This is a genomic window from Ruegeria sp. AF7 (assembly GCF_056541885.1).
This window is the reverse complement of record NZ_JBQFYX010000003.1, coordinates 151,379-167,379: the sequence shown is the minus strand read 5'-3', so window position 1 is coordinate 167,379 and position 16,001 is coordinate 151,379. Positions and strand designations below refer to the sequence as shown.

At 60.6% G+C, this 16,001-nt stretch carries 18 protein-coding genes; 7 read left to right on the top strand and 11 right to left on the bottom strand.

The window, feature by feature from the left end; all coding sequences use genetic code 11:
• Positions 1-52 precede the first annotated feature (52 nt).
• The 7 genes from ACR0AP_RS09230 to rbfA all read right to left on the bottom strand — a co-directional run bounded on the left by ACR0AP_RS09230 (position 53) and on the right by rbfA (position 5,589).
• Positions 53-1,228, bottom strand: a complete 1,176-nt coding sequence (locus ACR0AP_RS09230) for a S41 family peptidase (protein WP_480506511.1) — start codon at positions 1,226-1,228, stop codon at positions 53-55.
• Positions 1,229-1,424: 196 nt separating this feature from the next.
• On the bottom strand, positions 1,425-1,694 hold the full coding sequence (gene rpsO / locus ACR0AP_RS09225) for a 30S ribosomal protein S15 (protein ID WP_170329634.1): 270 nt from the start codon (positions 1,692-1,694) through the stop codon (positions 1,425-1,427).
• A gap of 144 nt (positions 1,695-1,838) precedes the next feature.
• Positions 1,839-2,873: a calcium-binding protein gene (locus ACR0AP_RS09220; RefSeq protein WP_480506510.1), complete on the bottom strand. Its 1,035-nt coding sequence runs from the start codon at positions 2,871-2,873 to the stop codon at positions 1,839-1,841.
• Between the two features lie 95 nt (positions 2,874-2,968).
• On the bottom strand, positions 2,969-3,472 hold the full coding sequence (locus ACR0AP_RS09215) for a DUF1643 domain-containing protein (protein ID WP_209598417.1): 504 nt from the start codon (positions 3,470-3,472) through the stop codon (positions 2,969-2,971).
• A gap of 21 nt (positions 3,473-3,493) precedes the next feature.
• Positions 3,494-4,399, bottom strand: coding sequence for a tRNA pseudouridine(55) synthase TruB (truB, locus tag ACR0AP_RS09210; RefSeq protein ID WP_480506509.1), 906 nt, complete (start codon positions 4,397-4,399; stop codon positions 3,494-3,496).
• 54 nt (positions 4,400-4,453) lie between these two features.
• The gene (locus ACR0AP_RS09205) at positions 4,454-5,197 is read right to left on the bottom strand and encodes a phosphodiester glycosidase family protein (protein ID WP_480506508.1); all 744 of its coding nucleotides are present in this window, start codon (positions 5,195-5,197) and stop codon (positions 4,454-4,456) included.
• Positions 5,194-5,589 (bottom strand): 30S ribosome-binding factor RbfA, encoded by a 396-nt coding sequence (gene rbfA / locus ACR0AP_RS09200; RefSeq protein ID WP_209505090.1) that lies wholly within the window; start codon positions 5,587-5,589, stop codon positions 5,194-5,196. Before rbfA ends, ACR0AP_RS09205 begins: the two co-directional genes overlap by 4 nt.
• 92 nt (positions 5,590-5,681) lie before the next feature.
• Between rbfA and dapB the strand changes: the two genes are divergently transcribed.
• Complete coding sequence (gene dapB, locus ACR0AP_RS09195; RefSeq protein WP_480506507.1) at positions 5,682-6,491, top strand: 4-hydroxy-tetrahydrodipicolinate reductase; 810 nt, start codon at positions 5,682-5,684, stop codon at positions 6,489-6,491.
• Between the two features lie 39 nt (positions 6,492-6,530).
• Complete coding sequence (locus tag ACR0AP_RS09190; protein WP_480506506.1) at positions 6,531-7,214, top strand: DUF2306 domain-containing protein; 684 nt, start codon at positions 6,531-6,533, stop codon at positions 7,212-7,214.
• Here ACR0AP_RS09190 and ACR0AP_RS09185 read toward each other — a convergent pair.
• From ACR0AP_RS09185 to tmpA, 3 genes are read right to left on the bottom strand one after another with little or no spacing between them, the layout of a single operon-like run.
• Entirely contained in the window at positions 7,201-7,869 is a 669-nt protein-coding gene (locus ACR0AP_RS09185; RefSeq protein ID WP_480506505.1) for an ureidoglycolate lyase, read from the bottom strand. The two genes, ACR0AP_RS09190 and ACR0AP_RS09185, sit on opposite strands and share 14 nt — an antisense overlap.
• Entirely contained in the window at positions 7,866-8,456 is a 591-nt protein-coding gene (tmpB, locus tag ACR0AP_RS09180) for a (R)-1-hydroxy-2-trimethylaminoethylphosphonate oxygenase (RefSeq protein WP_209505087.1), read from the bottom strand. Before tmpB ends, ACR0AP_RS09185 begins: the two co-directional genes overlap by 4 nt.
• Positions 8,453-9,589 carry a 2-trimethylaminoethylphosphonate dioxygenase gene (gene tmpA / locus ACR0AP_RS09175; protein WP_480506504.1) on the bottom strand — a complete coding sequence of 379 codons (1,137 nt, stop codon included), beginning with the start codon at positions 9,587-9,589 and terminating at the stop codon, positions 8,453-8,455. Before tmpA ends, tmpB begins: the two co-directional genes overlap by 4 nt.
• A gap of 99 nt (positions 9,590-9,688) precedes the next feature.
• Here tmpA and ACR0AP_RS09170 point away from each other — a divergent pair, with 99 nt between their 5' ends.
• The gene (locus ACR0AP_RS09170) at positions 9,689-10,543 is read left to right on the top strand and encodes a LysR family transcriptional regulator (RefSeq protein ID WP_480506503.1); all 855 of its coding nucleotides are present in this window, start codon (positions 9,689-9,691) and stop codon (positions 10,541-10,543) included.
• Between the two features lie 4 nt (positions 10,544-10,547).
• Here the strand turns inward: ACR0AP_RS09170 and ACR0AP_RS09165 are convergent, their stop codons facing one another.
• Positions 10,548-10,730, bottom strand: a complete 183-nt coding sequence (locus ACR0AP_RS09165; protein WP_209505084.1) for a DUF1674 domain-containing protein — start codon at positions 10,728-10,730, stop codon at positions 10,548-10,550.
• 88 nt (positions 10,731-10,818) lie between these two features.
• Between ACR0AP_RS09165 and ACR0AP_RS09160 the strand changes: the two genes are divergently transcribed.
• The 4 genes from ACR0AP_RS09160 to lspA all read left to right on the top strand — a co-directional run bounded on the left by ACR0AP_RS09160 (position 10,819) and on the right by lspA (position 15,995).
• Positions 10,819-12,078 carry an RsmB/NOP family class I SAM-dependent RNA methyltransferase gene (locus ACR0AP_RS09160; RefSeq protein ID WP_480506502.1) on the top strand — a complete coding sequence of 420 codons (1,260 nt, stop codon included), beginning with the start codon at positions 10,819-10,821 and terminating at the stop codon, positions 12,076-12,078.
• Between the two features lie 89 nt (positions 12,079-12,167).
• Positions 12,168-13,907, top strand: a complete 1,740-nt coding sequence (locus ACR0AP_RS09155) for a heparinase II/III family protein (RefSeq protein WP_480506501.1) — start codon at positions 12,168-12,170, stop codon at positions 13,905-13,907.
• A 22-nt stretch (positions 13,908-13,929) separates the two neighbouring features.
• Positions 13,930-15,519, top strand: coding sequence for a bifunctional phosphoribosylaminoimidazolecarboxamide formyltransferase/IMP cyclohydrolase (gene purH, locus ACR0AP_RS09150; RefSeq protein ID WP_480506500.1), 1,590 nt, complete (start codon positions 13,930-13,932; stop codon positions 15,517-15,519).
• Positions 15,519-15,995, top strand: coding sequence for a signal peptidase II (gene lspA, locus ACR0AP_RS09145; RefSeq protein WP_480506499.1), 477 nt, complete (start codon positions 15,519-15,521; stop codon positions 15,993-15,995). Before purH ends, lspA begins: the two co-directional genes overlap by 1 nt.
• Positions 15,996-16,001: the final 6 nt, after the last annotated feature.

Genomic DNA, 16,001 nt, shown 5'->3' with positions numbered 1-16,001 from the left:
CATGCCGAGCGGCGTCGCGGATGGGAGCCGCGATGCCGTCGCGGCCGTTTGTCTAAGTGCTCACGCTGCTGAGAATTCGTTGATAGAACGTGCCGTCCGCATCCTCATCTGCACAACTTGCGACCCATTCCAAATCCAATTTCAGTGCCCCTACGGGAACGATCTTCCGCGCGATTTCAGGCGGCGTGGTTTTGTCAGTCCTTCCATTCTTCCAATCGTGAAAAGCTGATGAGTATCGAACAACCGCTCCGCTGGTCGGCAATTCGAGCAACCCGCCCTCGGCAAAGAACATCAACCCGTCACCCATTTCTTCCCCGATGAGTTTGAGCCTGTTTCCCAAACGATGTTTGAGGATGGCCACAAACACTATCGCCGCGGAGAACGTGAATTTATCGACAAGTACAACAACCTGCTTACTTGCGCTTTGCGAGATCGCGTCTATCAAAGGCATCGTCAGAAGAAAATCGCCGCCGGTGTTTCCGCGAACGTCAATCAAAAGCGTTCTGTTCGGACAGGCGCGCACGCGTTCCACTGCGGCTGAGACGGCTTTGTGCAGCGTTGTTTCGTTCGGAGCAAAAAAGCTCGGTAACGCTATTGATAGCCCAAGATCTTGCCAATCCTTTATCTCCACAAAAGTTTTGGGCACCCAAGTTGGATCATCTTTGCCGTGCTCGTTTCTCGGGTAGAGCATGGATCCAGGAACGGTGTTTCCAATCGCCACTTTCAGATTGGTTATCTGCCCATTTTCGTCCTGAACACGGTACTCGGTCGTTCCGCCGTTTGACGAAATACCCAAACGTGCCAAGGCGTACGGCCAAGCCAAAAGAATAGGTCCGATGACTCGCTTCCTTTGGCAAGTTCCCCCAAGAAACTGTTCCGCCTTGGCTTCAATCTGGCTCAAAGCTGTGCCGTTGACCGCAATCAGTTCTCCTCGCGGTGCAGTTATCTCTGGAAACGCGCCGACGAGTTGCACAGAACGCCCTACGCTCACGAACCTCAGCGGAAGCACGGTGATCGCATCGTTCGGGATCAGCCGTGTGTGCCCATTGTCGGGAAGTGCCAATAGACGCATCGCGGACATCAGGAAGGCTTCGGTGGAGCCCTCCAAGGCGTATCGCCGGGTTTCACTAATGCAATTGTCTATCACCGCATATTCGATCTGCTGAAAGCTGGGATCGGTCGGCAAGACAGTTTCTAAAATTTGGTTTAGGTCTTCCGTGAGCGACATGCCTCACGATGCGCATGGCCGTTCGTCAATGTCCAGATTGGGCTCACCTTGCCAACCAAGATTGAGTTTACCACTGCAGCTTTGGTCGGTCGGAATACTTGACATTCGTCCACATAAGAAAACACCCGCCAATTGGGCGGGCGTACAAATCTTACAGACCGGGGTTCAGAACCGGTACAAAACGTAACAAATACGTTTAGCGGCGGATGCCCAGCTTTTTGATCAGGTCCTGGTAACGCGCCTCTTCCTTGCCCTTCAGGTAGTCCAGCAGCTTACGGCGCTGAGCAACCATTTTCAGCAGACCACGACGACCGTGGTTGTCTTTCTTGTGGGTCTTGAAGTGCTCGGTCAGGGTGTTGATGCGCGAGGTCAGGATAGCAACCTGTACTTCAGGCGAACCGGTGTCGCCTTCTTTGGTTGCGAATTCCTGCATGACGCGTGCTTTTTCAGCGGCAGTGATCGACATCGGGGTCTCCTTTAAAAGGTTAGAGTTGATGGCGCAGGCCGGGATGTCGTCCAGCACAGGCCCATGGAGAAAACCGCACCGATTCCGATGCGGATGGGCGCGTATAAGCGCATTTGACCCAAATGGCAAAAGGTTTCTGCGGGCTCAGACCATCTGACCGTATTGTGCCAGCTGCGCTTCGGTGATCAGCTGAATATCGGCCGCAGTCATCCCTTCGGCACCATATACCTGCGCAACTTCCTGCCCATCGATGAAAACCCTTGTCAGGTTGGCGTTTTCGGCGTCGGCCTCAACCTCGATTGCCGGGTCGGTCTCATCCTCCCACGTCACCAGCAGCTTGTCTTCGCCGGGTTGAAACCCCATCACGGTCACCTGATCGTCGCCTGGGTTCAACACGATGTCATCGGCCCCGTCTCCGCCCGTTACCACGTCTTCGCCGCCTGCCAGAATGGTATCGTCACCCGCACCGCCGTTCAGGAAATCCCTTTCGGCGGCCCCCTCTTCGATCCCGAAAACAAAGTCGTCTCCATCCCCGCCAAAGACGGTATCCTCACCTTCGCCCCCGTTCAGAACATCATCCCCGAACCCGCCCTGCAACGCATCATCCCCTGCGCCGCCGTCCAGCCTGTCGTCGCCCTGACCGCCAAACAGTTCGTCCTCACCCGCACCGCCATCCAGTGTGTCGTCACCAAAGTGACCGTAAAGGGCGTCATCCCCGTCATCTCCGAACAAGAGGTCGTCATCCGCCTCACCGTGCAGGATGTCATTTCCCTGCCCGCCCGATATCTCATCCGCGCCGTCGCCCCCGTGCAGAACGTCGTTGCCCTTGGCACCGTTTATCGTGTCGTCCCCGCCATAGCCGTTGATCTGATCGACACCGTCCTGCCCGGTAATCACGTCCGAACCATCGTCACCGGCAATCACGAGATCGCCTTCAAATTCCGAGATCACAGTTCCGGTGAAGGGCGCCTCGCTACTGTCCGGCGAGGGTTCGGTGTTAGCGTTTTCCGGGTCTTCGACACCCTCGCCGATGACCAGAAATTCACCGGTACCAACCTCGGCGGAAGGTTCACCTTCCGGGTTTTCATCCGGCGTGTCGTCCTCTTCGATCAGAAAATCGCTCATCGCGTAAGCAGCGCCGCCGATGGCGGCCAGTCCAAGCAATCCGGCCAGAAACATGGAACCCCTCCGAAAGCATGATGTTCCGAGGGTGGAATATCCCATGTCGGCCGTCACCGGGTCAAAGGTAAACCTTTGAAATGGTTAATCCTTTGTCACCAGAGTTCTGGCTGCTGAGTATAGGCGATATAAAGCGGATGTTTGGGGTGGCCGTCCTTGGTCAGGCCCAGATGGAACAGCGATTGGCCGGTGCCGCGCAACAGGGTTTCCACCGCAGGGCCACGCTCCAGATGCGCGCCATGCGTGCCCCAGGCCGCGATGACCTGATCGGCCCATTGCACGCCGTCCAGAATGGCCGCGTCATTCTCGGGCCCGACCGGATCGGCGGCAGCCCGCATCTTGCGCGGGTCGGTGTCGCGCCACGCAAAGATGTTCGTGACCTGAAACGCCCCGAACCCCAACGCGCGTGCGCGCCGTTCACAGCGTTCCACCGTCGGATCGTTCTGCACCTCGGTCGCGGTTGACGGGTTCAGCATCACAAATAATGCCTTGCGCCCTTCAGGGTCCCAGATGCGGGTCAGGCTATAGCGGTATTTCTCGCAATCGGAATATATGGCGGTCGAGGGCGCGTCGCCCTTGGTGTGGGAACGGGTGATCATGCCCTTCGCCTAACACGACTCTCAGTCGACGAACACCCGGCTGGGGTGCAATTCACCGGATTTATAGATGCCCACGGCCACGGCCTTGCCGTCGAACGATGCCCAGGCCTCGTCGCCGTATTCCACGTCCCCAGCCAGCACCATGCCCGGATTGCCATTGCGCAGGCGGGTGGCGCCTTCGGGTGTGCATTTCAGTTCGGGTAGGTCGGACAGGCCGGTTTCCAGCGGGTGCAGATACTCGTCCAGGGCGGTTGTTTTCGCCATCTCGTCAATCTGCTCGATGCTCAACCCGTCCTCGGCCTCGAACGGGCCGGACCAGATGCGGCGCAGTTCCTTGACGTGGCCGTGGCACCCCAGCGCCTCGCCCAGATCGCGGGCAATCGAGCGGACATAGCCGCCTTTGCCGCAGGTCATTTCCAGCACCACGTGATCTTCGTCGGGGCGGTCGACAAGGATCAGTTCCTCGACCCAGAGGGGGCGAGCGTTCAGTTCCACATCCTCTCCATCGCGGGCCAGTTTATAGGCGCGTTGGCCGTCGATTTTCACCGCCGAGAATTTGGGCGGCACCTGCATGATATCGCCCAGAAACGGGGTCAGCGCCTGTTTGATGTCATCATCCGAGGGGCGCGCATCGCTTTGCGCGATCACTTCGCCCTCGGCATCGTCCGTGTTGGTGGCCTGCCCCAGTCGCACGGTAAAGGTATAGGCTTTTAAGGCATCGGTGATATAGGGAACGGTCTTGGTCGCCTCGCCCAAGGCAACTGCCAGAACGCCGGTCGCCTCGGGATCCAGCGTGCCCGCATGGCCCGCCTTTTTGGCATCCATCGCCCAACGCACCTTGTTGACCACGGCGGTCGAGGTCATGCCCGCGGGCTTGTCCACCACCAGCCAGCCGGAAATGTCGCGACCCTTGCGTTTGCGTCCCATCTTGCACCTTGAATCTTGCTAAGGCGCGCGAGTTAACGGATCACTCTGCCACTGTCAATTTGCGGGCGTTTCTTCGACGACGCCGACAATCGGCCCCAGCGAGAACCCCAGATCCGAGCGGTTGCTGGCCCGCTCATACATCCGCGAGATATTGCCGTCGAAAAACAGCGCGTTTGGTGTGCCAAGCACATCGCGGAACAGACGCCCGAACTCGTGGAAGGTGACATAATCTTCCGAGATCGCAAACACCGCACGCGTACCATCGGAACTGGTGCCGACGCCATTGCGAACATAAAGCGAGGTCGAATCGGGCAAGAAGCGCGGGTGCAGTTCTCCGTCGATCACAAGCATAGGGCCGGATTGGGTGGCAAAGCGGCAGGTGGGGGCCTGATCCACGTAATCAAGCGTTTCAAACACATCCGCCCGGCCCTCACGGATGCAGAACACGCCATTGGGCAGCAACCCGAAATTTCCGGGGCCGGGGTTGGTGATCACACGCATCTGCTCCTGGCCGTCCTCGACATAATGGCCAACGGGTGAACGGTCGTCGTGATACATGCCCGCGTTCATCGCAAAGGCCAGCCGTTCGCCTTCCGGGGCCAGCACTTCGTTGACCGACGAAAAATGCCCCAATACCTGACCGTCTTCGCCGTTCAGAAAAAGCCTCAGATCTTCATTGGCTGCATCGACGTTGCAAACCGTATAACGTTTGTCCTCGTGGGTCAGCTTTTCACAAGTGACCGCGCCTGCCTGCGCGGCCCAAAGAAGCGTCGCCAATGTGACAAACGTGCGGATCACTCGTCCAGATCGCGGCGCACCGCGTCCTGTTCGAACATGCGGCGGGTGTCGTCCAGACGGTCAAACGTGTCATCCAGCCGAAAGCGCAGATCGGGCGCGAATTTCAGGCCGACTTTCTTGCCGACCATGCGCCGCAGCTCACCCTTGTTGCGGGCCAGAAGTTCGATCACGTCCTCCTGCCCTCTGCCGCCAAGGGGCAGCACATAGGCGGTGGCGATCTTCAGATCGGGCGAGGTACGCACCTCACCCACGGTGATCGACATGCGATTCAGGTCGGGGTCGTGGACATCTCCGCGCGCCAGAACTTCGGACAGGGTGCGGCGGATCAGTTCGCCGACACGCAGCTGCCGTTGGGACGGGCCGGGGCCATCGTGGAATTTGTTCTTTGCCATAAACCCCGATCTAAGCGCAAAGCAGGGCTTTGCCAAGCGGGCGCGAACCGGGTAGGAGGCTTTGAGCCGACTTAACGAAAAGGACCAGCGCAATGACCCATATTCCGGGGATCGTCATCACAGGGGCTTCGGGCCGTATGGGGCAGATGCTGATCAAGACCGTGACGGACAGCGATCAGGCTCGTCTGGTCGGCGTGGTCGAACGCAAGGACCATGACTGGATCGGTCAGGATGTGGGCGAGGCCATGGGCGGGCAGGCACTGGGCGTCACCGTCACCGACGATCCGCTGGAGGCCTTTGCGCAGGCGCAGGCAGTGATCGACTTCACCGCGCCCGAGGCGACACTGGAATTCGCTGCGCTGGCGGCGCAGGCGCGCTGTGTGCATGTGATCGGCACCACCGGCATGTCCGACGAACAGATCGCAACACTGGAACCCGCGTCGCGCCATGCGGTAATCGTGCGGGCCGGAAACATGAGCCTTGGCGTCAACCTTCTGGTGCAATTGACCAAAAAGGTCGCAGCCGCATTGGATGAGGATTTCGATATCGAGATCATCGAAGGTCACCACCGTCACAAGGTCGATGCACCTTCGGGCACGGCGCTGATGCTGGGCGAGGCCGCAGCCGAAGGGCGCGGCGTTGAGTTGTCGGACGTGTCCGACCGGGGTCGGGACGGCATCACCGGCGCGCGCAAGCGTGGAGATATCGGTTTTCACGCTATTCGCGGCGGCGACATCGTGGGGGAACATGATGTCCTGTTCGCCGCCCCCGGAGAACGCATCGTCCTGCGCCATTTGGCCACCGACCGCGCCATCTTTGCCCGCGGCGCGTTGAAAGCGGCGCTGTGGGGGCAGGGCAAGTCCCCCGGTCAATATGACATGGTGGATGTGCTTGGGCTGTAAGCCATAGACGGGCCGCTCGACGGCGTTACACTCGGGCGTATGCGGAACCTGACATCACGTGTGATGACCGGATTGGTGCTGGTCCTGTTCTATCTGACCCTGCTGCCCTTCGTCGCGCAGGGGTTTGACATGATCGGCGTCGGGCTGTCTGAGAGCGCGGCACAAAAAAGCTACTTGTTTGCCTATGACCAGAGTGTCGCTAATGCGGCGATGATGTTGCATATCTTTGCCGGAACGGTGTTGGTGGCTCTTGTGCCGCTGCAACTGCTGAAAGGGCTTCGGCTGAAATACAATCGGTTTCACCGCGGCTTGGGTGTGGCTCTGATTGCGTCGGCTTTGATCACCGGACTGGCAGGAATGACCTATATCCCCCTGCGGGGAACGATCGGTGGACCGATGATGTCTGCAGCGTTTTTCTTGTATGGGCTCTGTCTGTTCACTGCAGCTCTGATGGTGGCGCGCATGGCTATAATCGCGGATCGTGCTGGCCATAGGGCGTGGGGTCTGCGGCTGTTCTGGCTGGCGCTGGGGTCGTGGCTCTACCGTGTGCATTATACGGTTTGGTATCTGTTGACCGGCGGGTTGGGGTCAGAGCCTGATTTCTCGGGCCCTTTCGATCAGGTTCAGAACTTCGCGTTCTTCCTACCGTACCTGCTGGCTACGCAGATTTGGATCGCGCGTAGCCGATCTGCTCATCGGGGGGCTCTGATCACAAATCCCTGATTTTGTCGGCGCGCAGCGGGCAGGCGAGGTAGACGCCAAATTCCTGACCGATATCAGCGCTGACGCGGGCGTGCACCGCACCCTGACGGTCGAGGAACCGCTGGTTGTCTTCTACCGGAAATATCCCCTCGTGCCAGATACCGGGATGGATATACAGCCCGCGCGAACCGTCGCACCAGAACGCCACCACCTTTTCCGGCGTCAGGTTGTCGCCGGGCAGGGCGGCGGGGATGATGAAGGGCTTTTTGTCGAGTGGCCAGAACATCTGCCCGCCATCCGGGTGGTAGTTCATGTGCCACAGCAGCACCTGATCGCGGGGCGCTGTTTCGCGGCTTGTCTGTGCCTGCTGCGGATCGGTGGACCAGCCGAGGACATAGTGGCCATTGACCGCTTCGTTCTCGCCATAAAGCACGTCACCCTTCCACTCACCGCGAAAAGTGCCTTCGACCCAGCCGCCTTCATCGCCGGTGCCTTCGTCAATCGGCCGCCAGCCCTGCTGTGGCCAGCGGGTGATCTCGATCTCGAACCCTTCGGGATCATCGACCAGACACCCATAACCTTTGACCGAGGCGTCCGTTGCTCGGATCAGGGGAACCTCGTGCCAGGGCAGCGAGGGTTTGGTGCTAGCTTCAAAGATGTATTCCGGGGCGTTCATGCGGCCTCCATGTGTTTGTCGACCATACGCTGCACCATCGGCGCAAAATGTGCAAAATCCGGGGTTTCCATATCCGCGCGTTTGCCGGCCTCATCCAGATAGCGGACCTGAATGATCTCCTTCAGGTTCGGGTTGGCTTCGAACGCGGCAACTTCTTCGGCGCTCATCGGACCACCTTGCAGTTCCAACGTGTGAACCGACGCCGCGGACAGGCGATTGAAATACTCGGGTTTGGTGGCACACAGATACCGCTTGGCTGCCACGTGATAGCGGCAGCAATCGGTGATGACCGAGGGGAAGAACTGCTCCAGCACCTCGGCGCCCGCGTCCTCATGATGACGGTCTTCGGTGTCATCCGGGTGGTAGGTGCCGAACTCGGATGTGAAATGGCCGATGTCGTGCAGCAAGGCGCCCACGATGATTTCCTCGGGCATCCCGTTCTGCTCGGCAATGGTTGCGCCTTGCAGCATGTGCTGGGCCATGGTGACAGGCTCGCCCAGATACTCTTCACCGCCGCGGCGTTCGAAAATGCTCCCGATGAAAGCAACGATATTGTCCCGGTTCAGGGTCGAGAAATCAGGTTTCATTCTGCCGCCTCCGGCTGCGCCATCTCCATCGCCGCCAGTGTGGACAGCAACCCGTCCTTGTCGGCGTAACATCCCTGCAACCAGCGCGACCCGGCCCCGGAATAGCCAAGCCGCGCGTGCAGGACGCGGGTGTTGTCGACGATAAAGCTTTCCCCCGGTTCCAGTTTGAACGACACGCCCATGGCCGGGTCGTCGATGATATCCCCCAGTTGGCGATAGGCGGCGTAATAAGCCTCCATCTTGTCAAACGGTACGTCTATGAAAGGGGCAGAAGAGCGGTTGTTGAAGCGGATGCCGATCAACTCGCCATCCGGCGACAACTCGATCATCGGGCGGCGCGACCGCAGGCAGACCCCGTCCGAGCCCTTGTACTCGAACCGCGCCGGATATCCGGCCAGCAGGGCAAAGCCTTCGGGGTTTGCGTCACGCAGTTTTTCGATGGCGCGGAAGCCGTCAACAACGATGGACTCCCCACCTTCAGCCGAGTTTTCCAGACAATAGAGGATTTGCAAGGTCGGCACCGGGTCGCGATAGGGGTTGTCGGTATGCGCCTGAAGGCCAAGCCCGGTATAGGCAAGGTTTGTCGGGTTCACCTCGGTCCGCACCTCGAAATAGGGGCCATAATTGGTTTCGCGGACATAGCCGAACAGGTCAGCGACCTTCAGCAGCGATTCAGGCTCGGTCGGGCCGCCGGTCAGCTTGGCAAAGCCGAACTCGGCCACAGCGGCCAGCCAGTTGCGCTTGGCAGCCGAGCTGGCATGGACCTCGTTCCAATCCCCGCTGGGCGCGCCGATACCACTCTCCCAGGTCGTGATGCCTGGGGCGATGCGACCCAGCGCAATGTCATGATCGCGGTCGTAGCTGTTTTCGGCCAACCAATCCGCCGGGAAGGTAACGGTTTTGCCCTCGGGCTGGAACGTGACTTGCAGGTCACCTGCGACCACCTCGGCTGAACTGACCGAGATGTCGGTGGGAATATCGCCGATGGTGATCAGGCGCTGACCATTGCCCGGCGCGCGGGTATCAGCGTCCAGCGCGTTGTCGCGCAGCCAGATGGCGTGGAAACGGGCCTTGGCCTCGGTGTCAAACGCGACTGTAACAATCGAGGTGTCGTGGGTGGCGGTGCGCAGCATTGGGGGTCTCCTGTTCGGCGCGAGCTTTGGTTGAGCTGATACGCCGTTCGTGGCATTACGACAATTAATCCTTATTTCGGCTGAGGCTTGGAAAAACTAATGGCAAAAAACAAGACCGGATTACCGCCGTTGGATTGGTTGCGCGTGTTCGAAGCCGCCGGGCGTCTGGGCGGGTTCTCGGCCGCTGCGAAAGAGTTCGGGTTGACGCAGGCCGCTGTCAGCCAAAGGATCGGCAATCTTGAGGCGTGGCTGGGCCGGTCCCTGTTTGTGCGCGAGGCGCGCGGCGTGTCACTGACGGTCGAAGGCGAAAGCTATCTGCCGCTGGTGCAGGACAGCCTGCTGGCGTTGGAACGCAACACCGAGGACCTGTTTGGAAAATCGCCACGCGAACTCAGGGTCGCCGGGTTGTCATCAAACATCCACGCCCTTGTTGTGCCAGCCCTGCCTGTGTTCCGAAATCTGCGCCCCGAGGTGCGGGTGATGACCGACTCGGTTGCGCGCCGGTCGTCGCTGGACGAGGAACGCACCTGGCTGCAAATCCGCTATGGTCGCGGCGTGTGGGCCGGGCGCGACGCGGCATTGATCGCGCGCGAGGTGCTGGTGCCGATGGCCGCACCGGGCGTTGAATGGGGTGCCCCCCTGATCGATCTGCGCGGCGAGCGTCCGGGCTGGCGCGAGTGGGTCCGGAAATGCGGGCATGGCGACGTCGCGCTATCACATGTCAGTTTCGATTCGATGGAACATGCCGTTTCGGCGGCAAGGCGCGGGATGGGGATCGTGCTGGGCTCGGTTCCGCTGGCGTCCGGTGATCTAAGGGATGGCCGGTTGCGCAGGTTAGAGCTGCCAGAGCTGCAAACCAAGGACGGGTATTGGCTGACATGGCCCGAAGATCGGGTGCAGTCCAGAAAACAGCGCGCCCTGATCGACGATTTTCTGAAGGCCCTGCGCGACTGAGGGCCTAGAAATCGATGGCAATGCCTTTCTTTTCCCAATCGCCGTAACGGGCGGGGTCCAGCCCATCGCGCCCTCCCAGTTCCTTGGGCATTTCCCTGGCCTCGGCCTGGGCTTTTTGGCGGCGTTCTTCCGCTTCGGCCAGCGCGCGTTGGGCGGCGGGGGGCAGGTCTTTGCGGTCGTCACTCATGACATCGGGTTCCTTTCCGTGCATAGCCTTGATATACGCCCGCGTCCGCCAATGGCAATGCGGGCACAGGTCACATGAAGGCGGTACCATGACAAACAGCGCGACAGCAGCACGGCGCAGCGCAATCTATCTATTGGATCAGGTTCTGGGCGAAGGCCGCCTGTTGTCTGAATGCCTCGCCGCGGGCGCTTTGGATCGGTTGGGGCCAGAGGATCGCGCGCGTGCCCAGCGGCTGGCGTCCGAAACCCTGCGCGGGCTGGAGCGCGCCGACCGTCTGCTGGACAACCACCTGAACCGAACACCCGCCCTGACCGTACACAATGTGCTGAGGCTGGGCGCGGTCGAACTGTGCAACGGGGAAGCCGCGCATGGGGTGGTGAACTCCATGGTTGAAATCATCAGCCGCTCGCGCAAGCACGGGCGTCTGAAAGGGCTGGTGAATGCCGTTTTGCGCAAGGTGGCGTCCGAGGGTCCCGAAGCATGGCCGAAAATGCGTGTCCCGCGCCTGCCGGAGTGGTTGCGAGACCCGCTGCTCGCGGCGTGGGGTGCCGAAGCGGTGGCCGGAATGGAACAGGCGCATTTCGCGGGCGCACCACTGGACCTTACACTGAAGCCGGGGGCGGAAAGCCCTTCGGGCGAAAAACTTCCCACCGGGTCTGTGCGTATTCTGGAAGCGGGTCAGGTCTCGGCCTTGCCGGGATACAAGGCTGGGGAGTGGTGGGTGCAGGACGCGGCAGCCGCGCTGCCGGTGCGTGTTCTGGCACCGAAGGCGGGCGAAAAGGTGTTGGACCTTTGCGCGGCACCGGGCGGTAAAACCATGCAACTGGCTGCGGCGGGCGCGGATGTGACGGCGCTGGATGTATCCGCGGCGCGCACAGAACGCGTGCGCGAAAACCTAGCGCGAACCGGATTGACGGCAGAAGTCATCGTGGGTGACGCGCTGGACCATCAGGGTCAGTACGACGCGATTTTGCTGGACGCGCCCTGCTCGGCCACGGGTACGATCCGCAGGCATCCTGACTTGCCCTTTGCCAAGGATGGCTCGGAATTTGGCGGATTGATCGAATTGCAGGCGCAGATGCTGGCCCACGCATGGACGCTGCTGAAACCTGGCGGGCGGCTGGTCTATTGCACCTGTTCGCTTTTGCCGGATGAGGGCGAGGTTCAGATCGAAGACGCGCTGGGCATGTATCCGGACATGCGTGTTGATCGCGAGGCACTGAAGCTCTCCGGCATCGAAGACAATTGGATCACCGAGGAAGGCGGCCTGCGTCTGCGGCCCGACTACTGGCCCGATCGAGGGGGTATGGACGGGTTCTATATCGCCTGCCTGAACAAATCCGCCTGAGTGCACGCTTTTCGATGACTTGACGATCGGCGCGGTCTATCGTTGGGTCTCAAGCGCCAGCAGAGCGCAAGGGGCAGAGTAACACGCGCATGTCAAATTCGGACACCATGGCCAGTCGGTGGATGCGGTTTCAGAACCGTTTCTACGCGCGTCTCAGCCAACGGCAAAAGACCGCCACGGGGTTTGTTGCGCAGCCCCAGCCGCGCACCGTTGGTTCGTTTGCGCGCGGGCGGCAGCTGGTTGCGGGGAATCTCTTGTTCGCCGGCTATCTGGTCGAGGCAGACGATACAGCGTTGTGGGATGTCATTGCCCCCAGCGCCGGCTTTGACGAGGAACGCCATGGTTTTGCATGGCTGGATGATCTGGCCGCCGTCGGTGATATGCGCGCACGGGAAAAAGCGCAGCGCTGGGTCTGGGGCTGGATCGAGGCGCATGGCCGCGGGCAGGGCCCGGGCTGGGTACCTGACCTGACCGGGCGGCGTGTGATGCGCTGGATCAACCATGCACTCTTTCTGCTGCGCGGGGCAGATGAGAAGCAAAGCAAACTGTTCTTTCGGTCTTTGGCGCAACAAACATGGTTCCTGTCCAAACGCTGGCAAGCTGCGACGCCCGGGTTGCCGCGTTTCGAGGCGCTGGCCGGCCTAGTACAAGCCGGGTTGGCGCTGGAGGGGCTGGAGCAGATGGCCGATCCGGCCTTGCGGGCTTTGGCTGGCGAGTGTGACCGGCAAGTGGATGCGCAGGGCGGTATTCCAACACGCAACCCGGAAGAGCTGCTTGAGGTGTTTATGCTGCTCAGCTGGACGTCGGCGGCGCTCAGCGATCTTGGACGCGGCACACCTGTTGCGCAGGCCAAGGCGATCAAGCGGATCGCACCGACCTTGCGCAGTCTGCGCCATGCGGATGGCGCGCTGGCGCGGTTTCACGGCGGTGGGCGCGGGGTCGAAGGGCGGCTGGAACAGGCGCTTGCGCAAAGCGGCGTCAAGCACAAGGCGGCGACCGAACTGCCAATGGGCTATGCCCGCCTGTCCGCAGCACGCACCACGGTGATCGTGGATGCCAGCGCGCCGCCGTCCGGAGCGGCCTCATTCAACGCGCACGCATCCACGCTGGCGTTCGAGCTGACCTCGGGGCGTCGCCCTTTGATCGTGAATTGTGGATCGGGGGCCAGTTTCGGGTTGGATTGGCGCCGTGCCGGGCGTGCGACCCCATCTCACTCAACCCTGTGTCTGGACGGGTTCTCGAGCGCGCGGTTGGCCAACCCGTTGCCGGGCCGCGAAAGTCAGGCGCTGGTCGATGCGCCGCGGGACGTTCCGGTCGATTTTGAAGATGCGTTCGAAGGCATCCGTTTCATGGCTGGGCATGACGGATATGTCAAAGTCTTCGGGCTGACCCACGCGCGCACATTCGAATTGCGCTTTGACGGGCGTGAGCTGACGGTCGAGGATATTCTGCTGACCGCAACCGACAAGGCCAAGCGTCAGTTCGACAGGGCGATGGACGCCTCGGGCCTCAAGGGCGTTGGCTATGACATCCGTTTTCATCTGCATCCTGACGTTGATGCTGCGCTGGATCTGGGCGGGGCGGCAGTGTCGATGGCGCTTAAAAGCGGCGAGATCTGGGTTTTCCGCCATGATGGTGTGGGAAAATTATCTGTCGAACCAAGTGTTTACCTTGAAAAAGGACGTTTAAAGCCACGCGCGACAAAACAGATCGTTCTATCTGGCCGCGCAATGGAGTATGCGACGCGCATCCGGTGGACGCTGAGCAAGGCGCAGGATACAGCCTATGCCGTGCGCGATACGCACCGGGACGAGCCCAAGTTTGACTGACGCCAAAAGGACCTTTGGACCCATGACTGACCTTCACCCCGTGCGCCGCGCGTTGCTTTCCGTTTCCGACAAGACCGGGCTGATCGAGCTGGGCAAGGCGCTGTCCGAGCGCGGGATCGAACTGTTGTCGACCGGCGGCACAGCCAAGGCGCTGCGCGATGCAGGGCTTGAGGTTCGCGATGTCAGCGAAATCACCGGCTTCCCCGAGATGATGGATGGCCGGGTCAAAACGCTGCACCCGATGGTGCATGGCGGGTTGCTGGCGCTGCGTGACAATGACACCCACGTCGCGGCGATGGAGGAACATGGCATCGGCGCCATCGACCTGCTGGTCGTAAACCTCTACCCGTTCGAGGCAACCGTCGCCAAGGGCGCGGGCTATGACGAATGTATCGAGAATATCGACATCGGCGGCCCGGCGATGATCCGTGCGGCCTCAAAAAACCATACCTTTGTGAACGTGGTGGTGGATGTCGAGGATTATTCCTCCCTGCTGGATCAGCTGGAAGAAAACTATGGCAAGACATCCTATGGCTTCCGCCAGTGGCTGGCGCAAAAGGCCTATGCCCGAACAGCGGCCTATGACGCCGCCGTGTCGAACTGGATGGCCGATGCGCTGCAACTGGACGCCCCAACGCGCCGCGCATTTGCCGGTGAGTTGAAGCAGACCCTGCGGTATGGTGAAAACAGCCACCAGCAGGCAGCGTTCTACACGGACGGCACCAACCGCCCCGGCGTCGCCACCGCCGTACAGCATCAGGGCAAGGAACTGAGCTATAACAACATCAACGACACGGACGCGGCCTTTGAGCTGGTGGCCGAGTTTGATCCGGCGAAAGGCGCGGCTTGCGCCATCATCAAACACGCCAACCCTTGCGGTGTAGCCACAGGTTCAACCCTTCTTGAGGCGTACAAGGCGGCATTTGACTGCGACCGCACCTCGGCTTTTGGTGGCATTGTTGCGCTGAACCAGCCGCTGGATGAAGAAACAGCGCAAGAGATTACGGGCATCTTCACCGAGGTTGTAATCGCCCCCGGTGCCTCGGACGAGGCCAAGGCGATTTTTGCCGCCAAGAAAAACCTGCGCCTGCTTACGACCGAGGCGCTGCCGGATGTAACCGAAGGTGGCAAAACCGTCCGTCAGGTGGCCGGCGGGCTGTTGGTGCAGGACAAGGATAACGGCTTTGTCGGCATGGACGACCTCAAGGTCGTGACCAAGAAAGCCCCGACCGACGCGCAGATGCATGACCTGTTGTTCGCGTGGAAAGTGGCCAAGCACGTCAAATCCAACGCCATCGTCTACGTCAAGGATGGCGCAACCGTGGGTGTTGGCGCGGGGCAGATGAGCCGTGTGGATTCGGCTCTGATCGCGGCCAAGAAAGCCGAACGTATGGCTGAAGCACTGGGCTTGCCGCAGCCGCTGACCATCGGTTCTGCCGTGGCATCGGATGCGTTTTTCCCCTTCCCCGACGGGTTGATGGAAGCCGCCGAAGCGGGCGCGACCTGCGTCATTCAGCCGGGCGGGTCCATGCGCGACGATGAAGTGATCGCCGCAGCCGATGAGGCCGGTCTGGCTATGGTCTTCACCGGCATGCGTCATTTCCGTCACTGATGCGGTCACGCCTGCTTCTCTGGGCGGCCTTGGCCGCCTTCGCGATCGACCAGATCAGCAAATATCTGGTCGTTCACGTCCTGCGCGTTGCTGAACGGCCCGGCGGTATCGATGTTCTGCCGCCGCTGCTGGTGTTCCGATACGGCGAGAATCGGGGCATCAATTTCGGCCTGTTTCAGGGCGACTCTGAGGCCGCGCGCTGGTTTTTGATCGGTGTATCCGTGGCGATCTGCATCGGTGTTCTCGTTTGGCTTGGTCGTTCGATGCGTTCAAAACTCATGTTGCTCTGTGGCGGTCTGCTGATCGGCGGAGCGCTTGCGAATGTGGTTGACCGGCTCCTTTATGGGTTTGTTCTGGATTTCCTGAACATGTCCTGCTGTGGCATCAACAACCCGTTTGTGTTCAACTTGGCGGATGTGTTCATATTCGCCGGAGCGCTGGGGCTGGTTTTGTTTGACGGCAAAAAGCCCTCGTGACGCGCG

Coding starts and splice junctions, on each gene's coding strand:
- ACR0AP_RS09165 (WP_209505084.1), bottom strand. CDS start 10,730: ATGAGTGACGACCGCAAAGACCTGCCCCCCGCCGCCCAACGCGCGCTG.
- truB (WP_480506509.1), bottom strand. CDS start 4,399: ATGGGACGCAAACGCAAGGGTCGCGACATTTCCGGCTGGCTGGTGGTG.
- ACR0AP_RS09190 (WP_480506506.1), top strand. CDS start 6,531: ATGCGGAACCTGACATCACGTGTGATGACCGGATTGGTGCTGGTCCTG.
- ACR0AP_RS09185 (WP_480506505.1), bottom strand. CDS start 7,869: ATGAACGCCCCGGAATACATCTTTGAAGCTAGCACCAAACCCTCGCTG.
- ACR0AP_RS09155 (WP_480506501.1), top strand. CDS start 12,168: ATGTCAAATTCGGACACCATGGCCAGTCGGTGGATGCGGTTTCAGAAC.
- rpsO (WP_170329634.1), bottom strand. CDS start 1,694: ATGTCGATCACTGCCGCTGAAAAAGCACGCGTCATGCAGGAATTCGCA.
- ACR0AP_RS09215 (WP_209598417.1), bottom strand. CDS start 3,472: ATGATCACCCGTTCCCACACCAAGGGCGACGCGCCCTCGACCGCCATA.
- lspA (WP_480506499.1), top strand. CDS start 15,519: ATGCGGTCACGCCTGCTTCTCTGGGCGGCCTTGGCCGCCTTCGCGATC.
- ACR0AP_RS09220 (WP_480506510.1), bottom strand. CDS start 2,873: ATGTTTCTGGCCGGATTGCTTGGACTGGCCGCCATCGGCGGCGCTGCT.
- ACR0AP_RS09160 (WP_480506502.1), top strand. CDS start 10,819: ATGACAAACAGCGCGACAGCAGCACGGCGCAGCGCAATCTATCTATTG.
- purH (WP_480506500.1), top strand. CDS start 13,930: ATGACTGACCTTCACCCCGTGCGCCGCGCGTTGCTTTCCGTTTCCGAC.
- rbfA (WP_209505090.1), bottom strand. CDS start 5,589: ATGGCAAAGAACAAATTCCACGATGGCCCCGGCCCGTCCCAACGGCAG.
- tmpA (WP_480506504.1), bottom strand. CDS start 9,589: ATGCTGCGCACCGCCACCCACGACACCTCGATTGTTACAGTCGCGTTT.
- dapB (WP_480506507.1), top strand. CDS start 5,682: ATGACCCATATTCCGGGGATCGTCATCACAGGGGCTTCGGGCCGTATG.
- tmpB (WP_209505087.1), bottom strand. CDS start 8,456: ATGAAACCTGATTTCTCGACCCTGAACCGGGACAATATCGTTGCTTTC.
- ACR0AP_RS09230 (WP_480506511.1), bottom strand. CDS start 1,228: ATGTCGCTCACGGAAGACCTAAACCAAATTTTAGAAACTGTCTTGCCG.
- ACR0AP_RS09170 (WP_480506503.1), top strand. CDS start 9,689: ATGGCAAAAAACAAGACCGGATTACCGCCGTTGGATTGGTTGCGCGTG.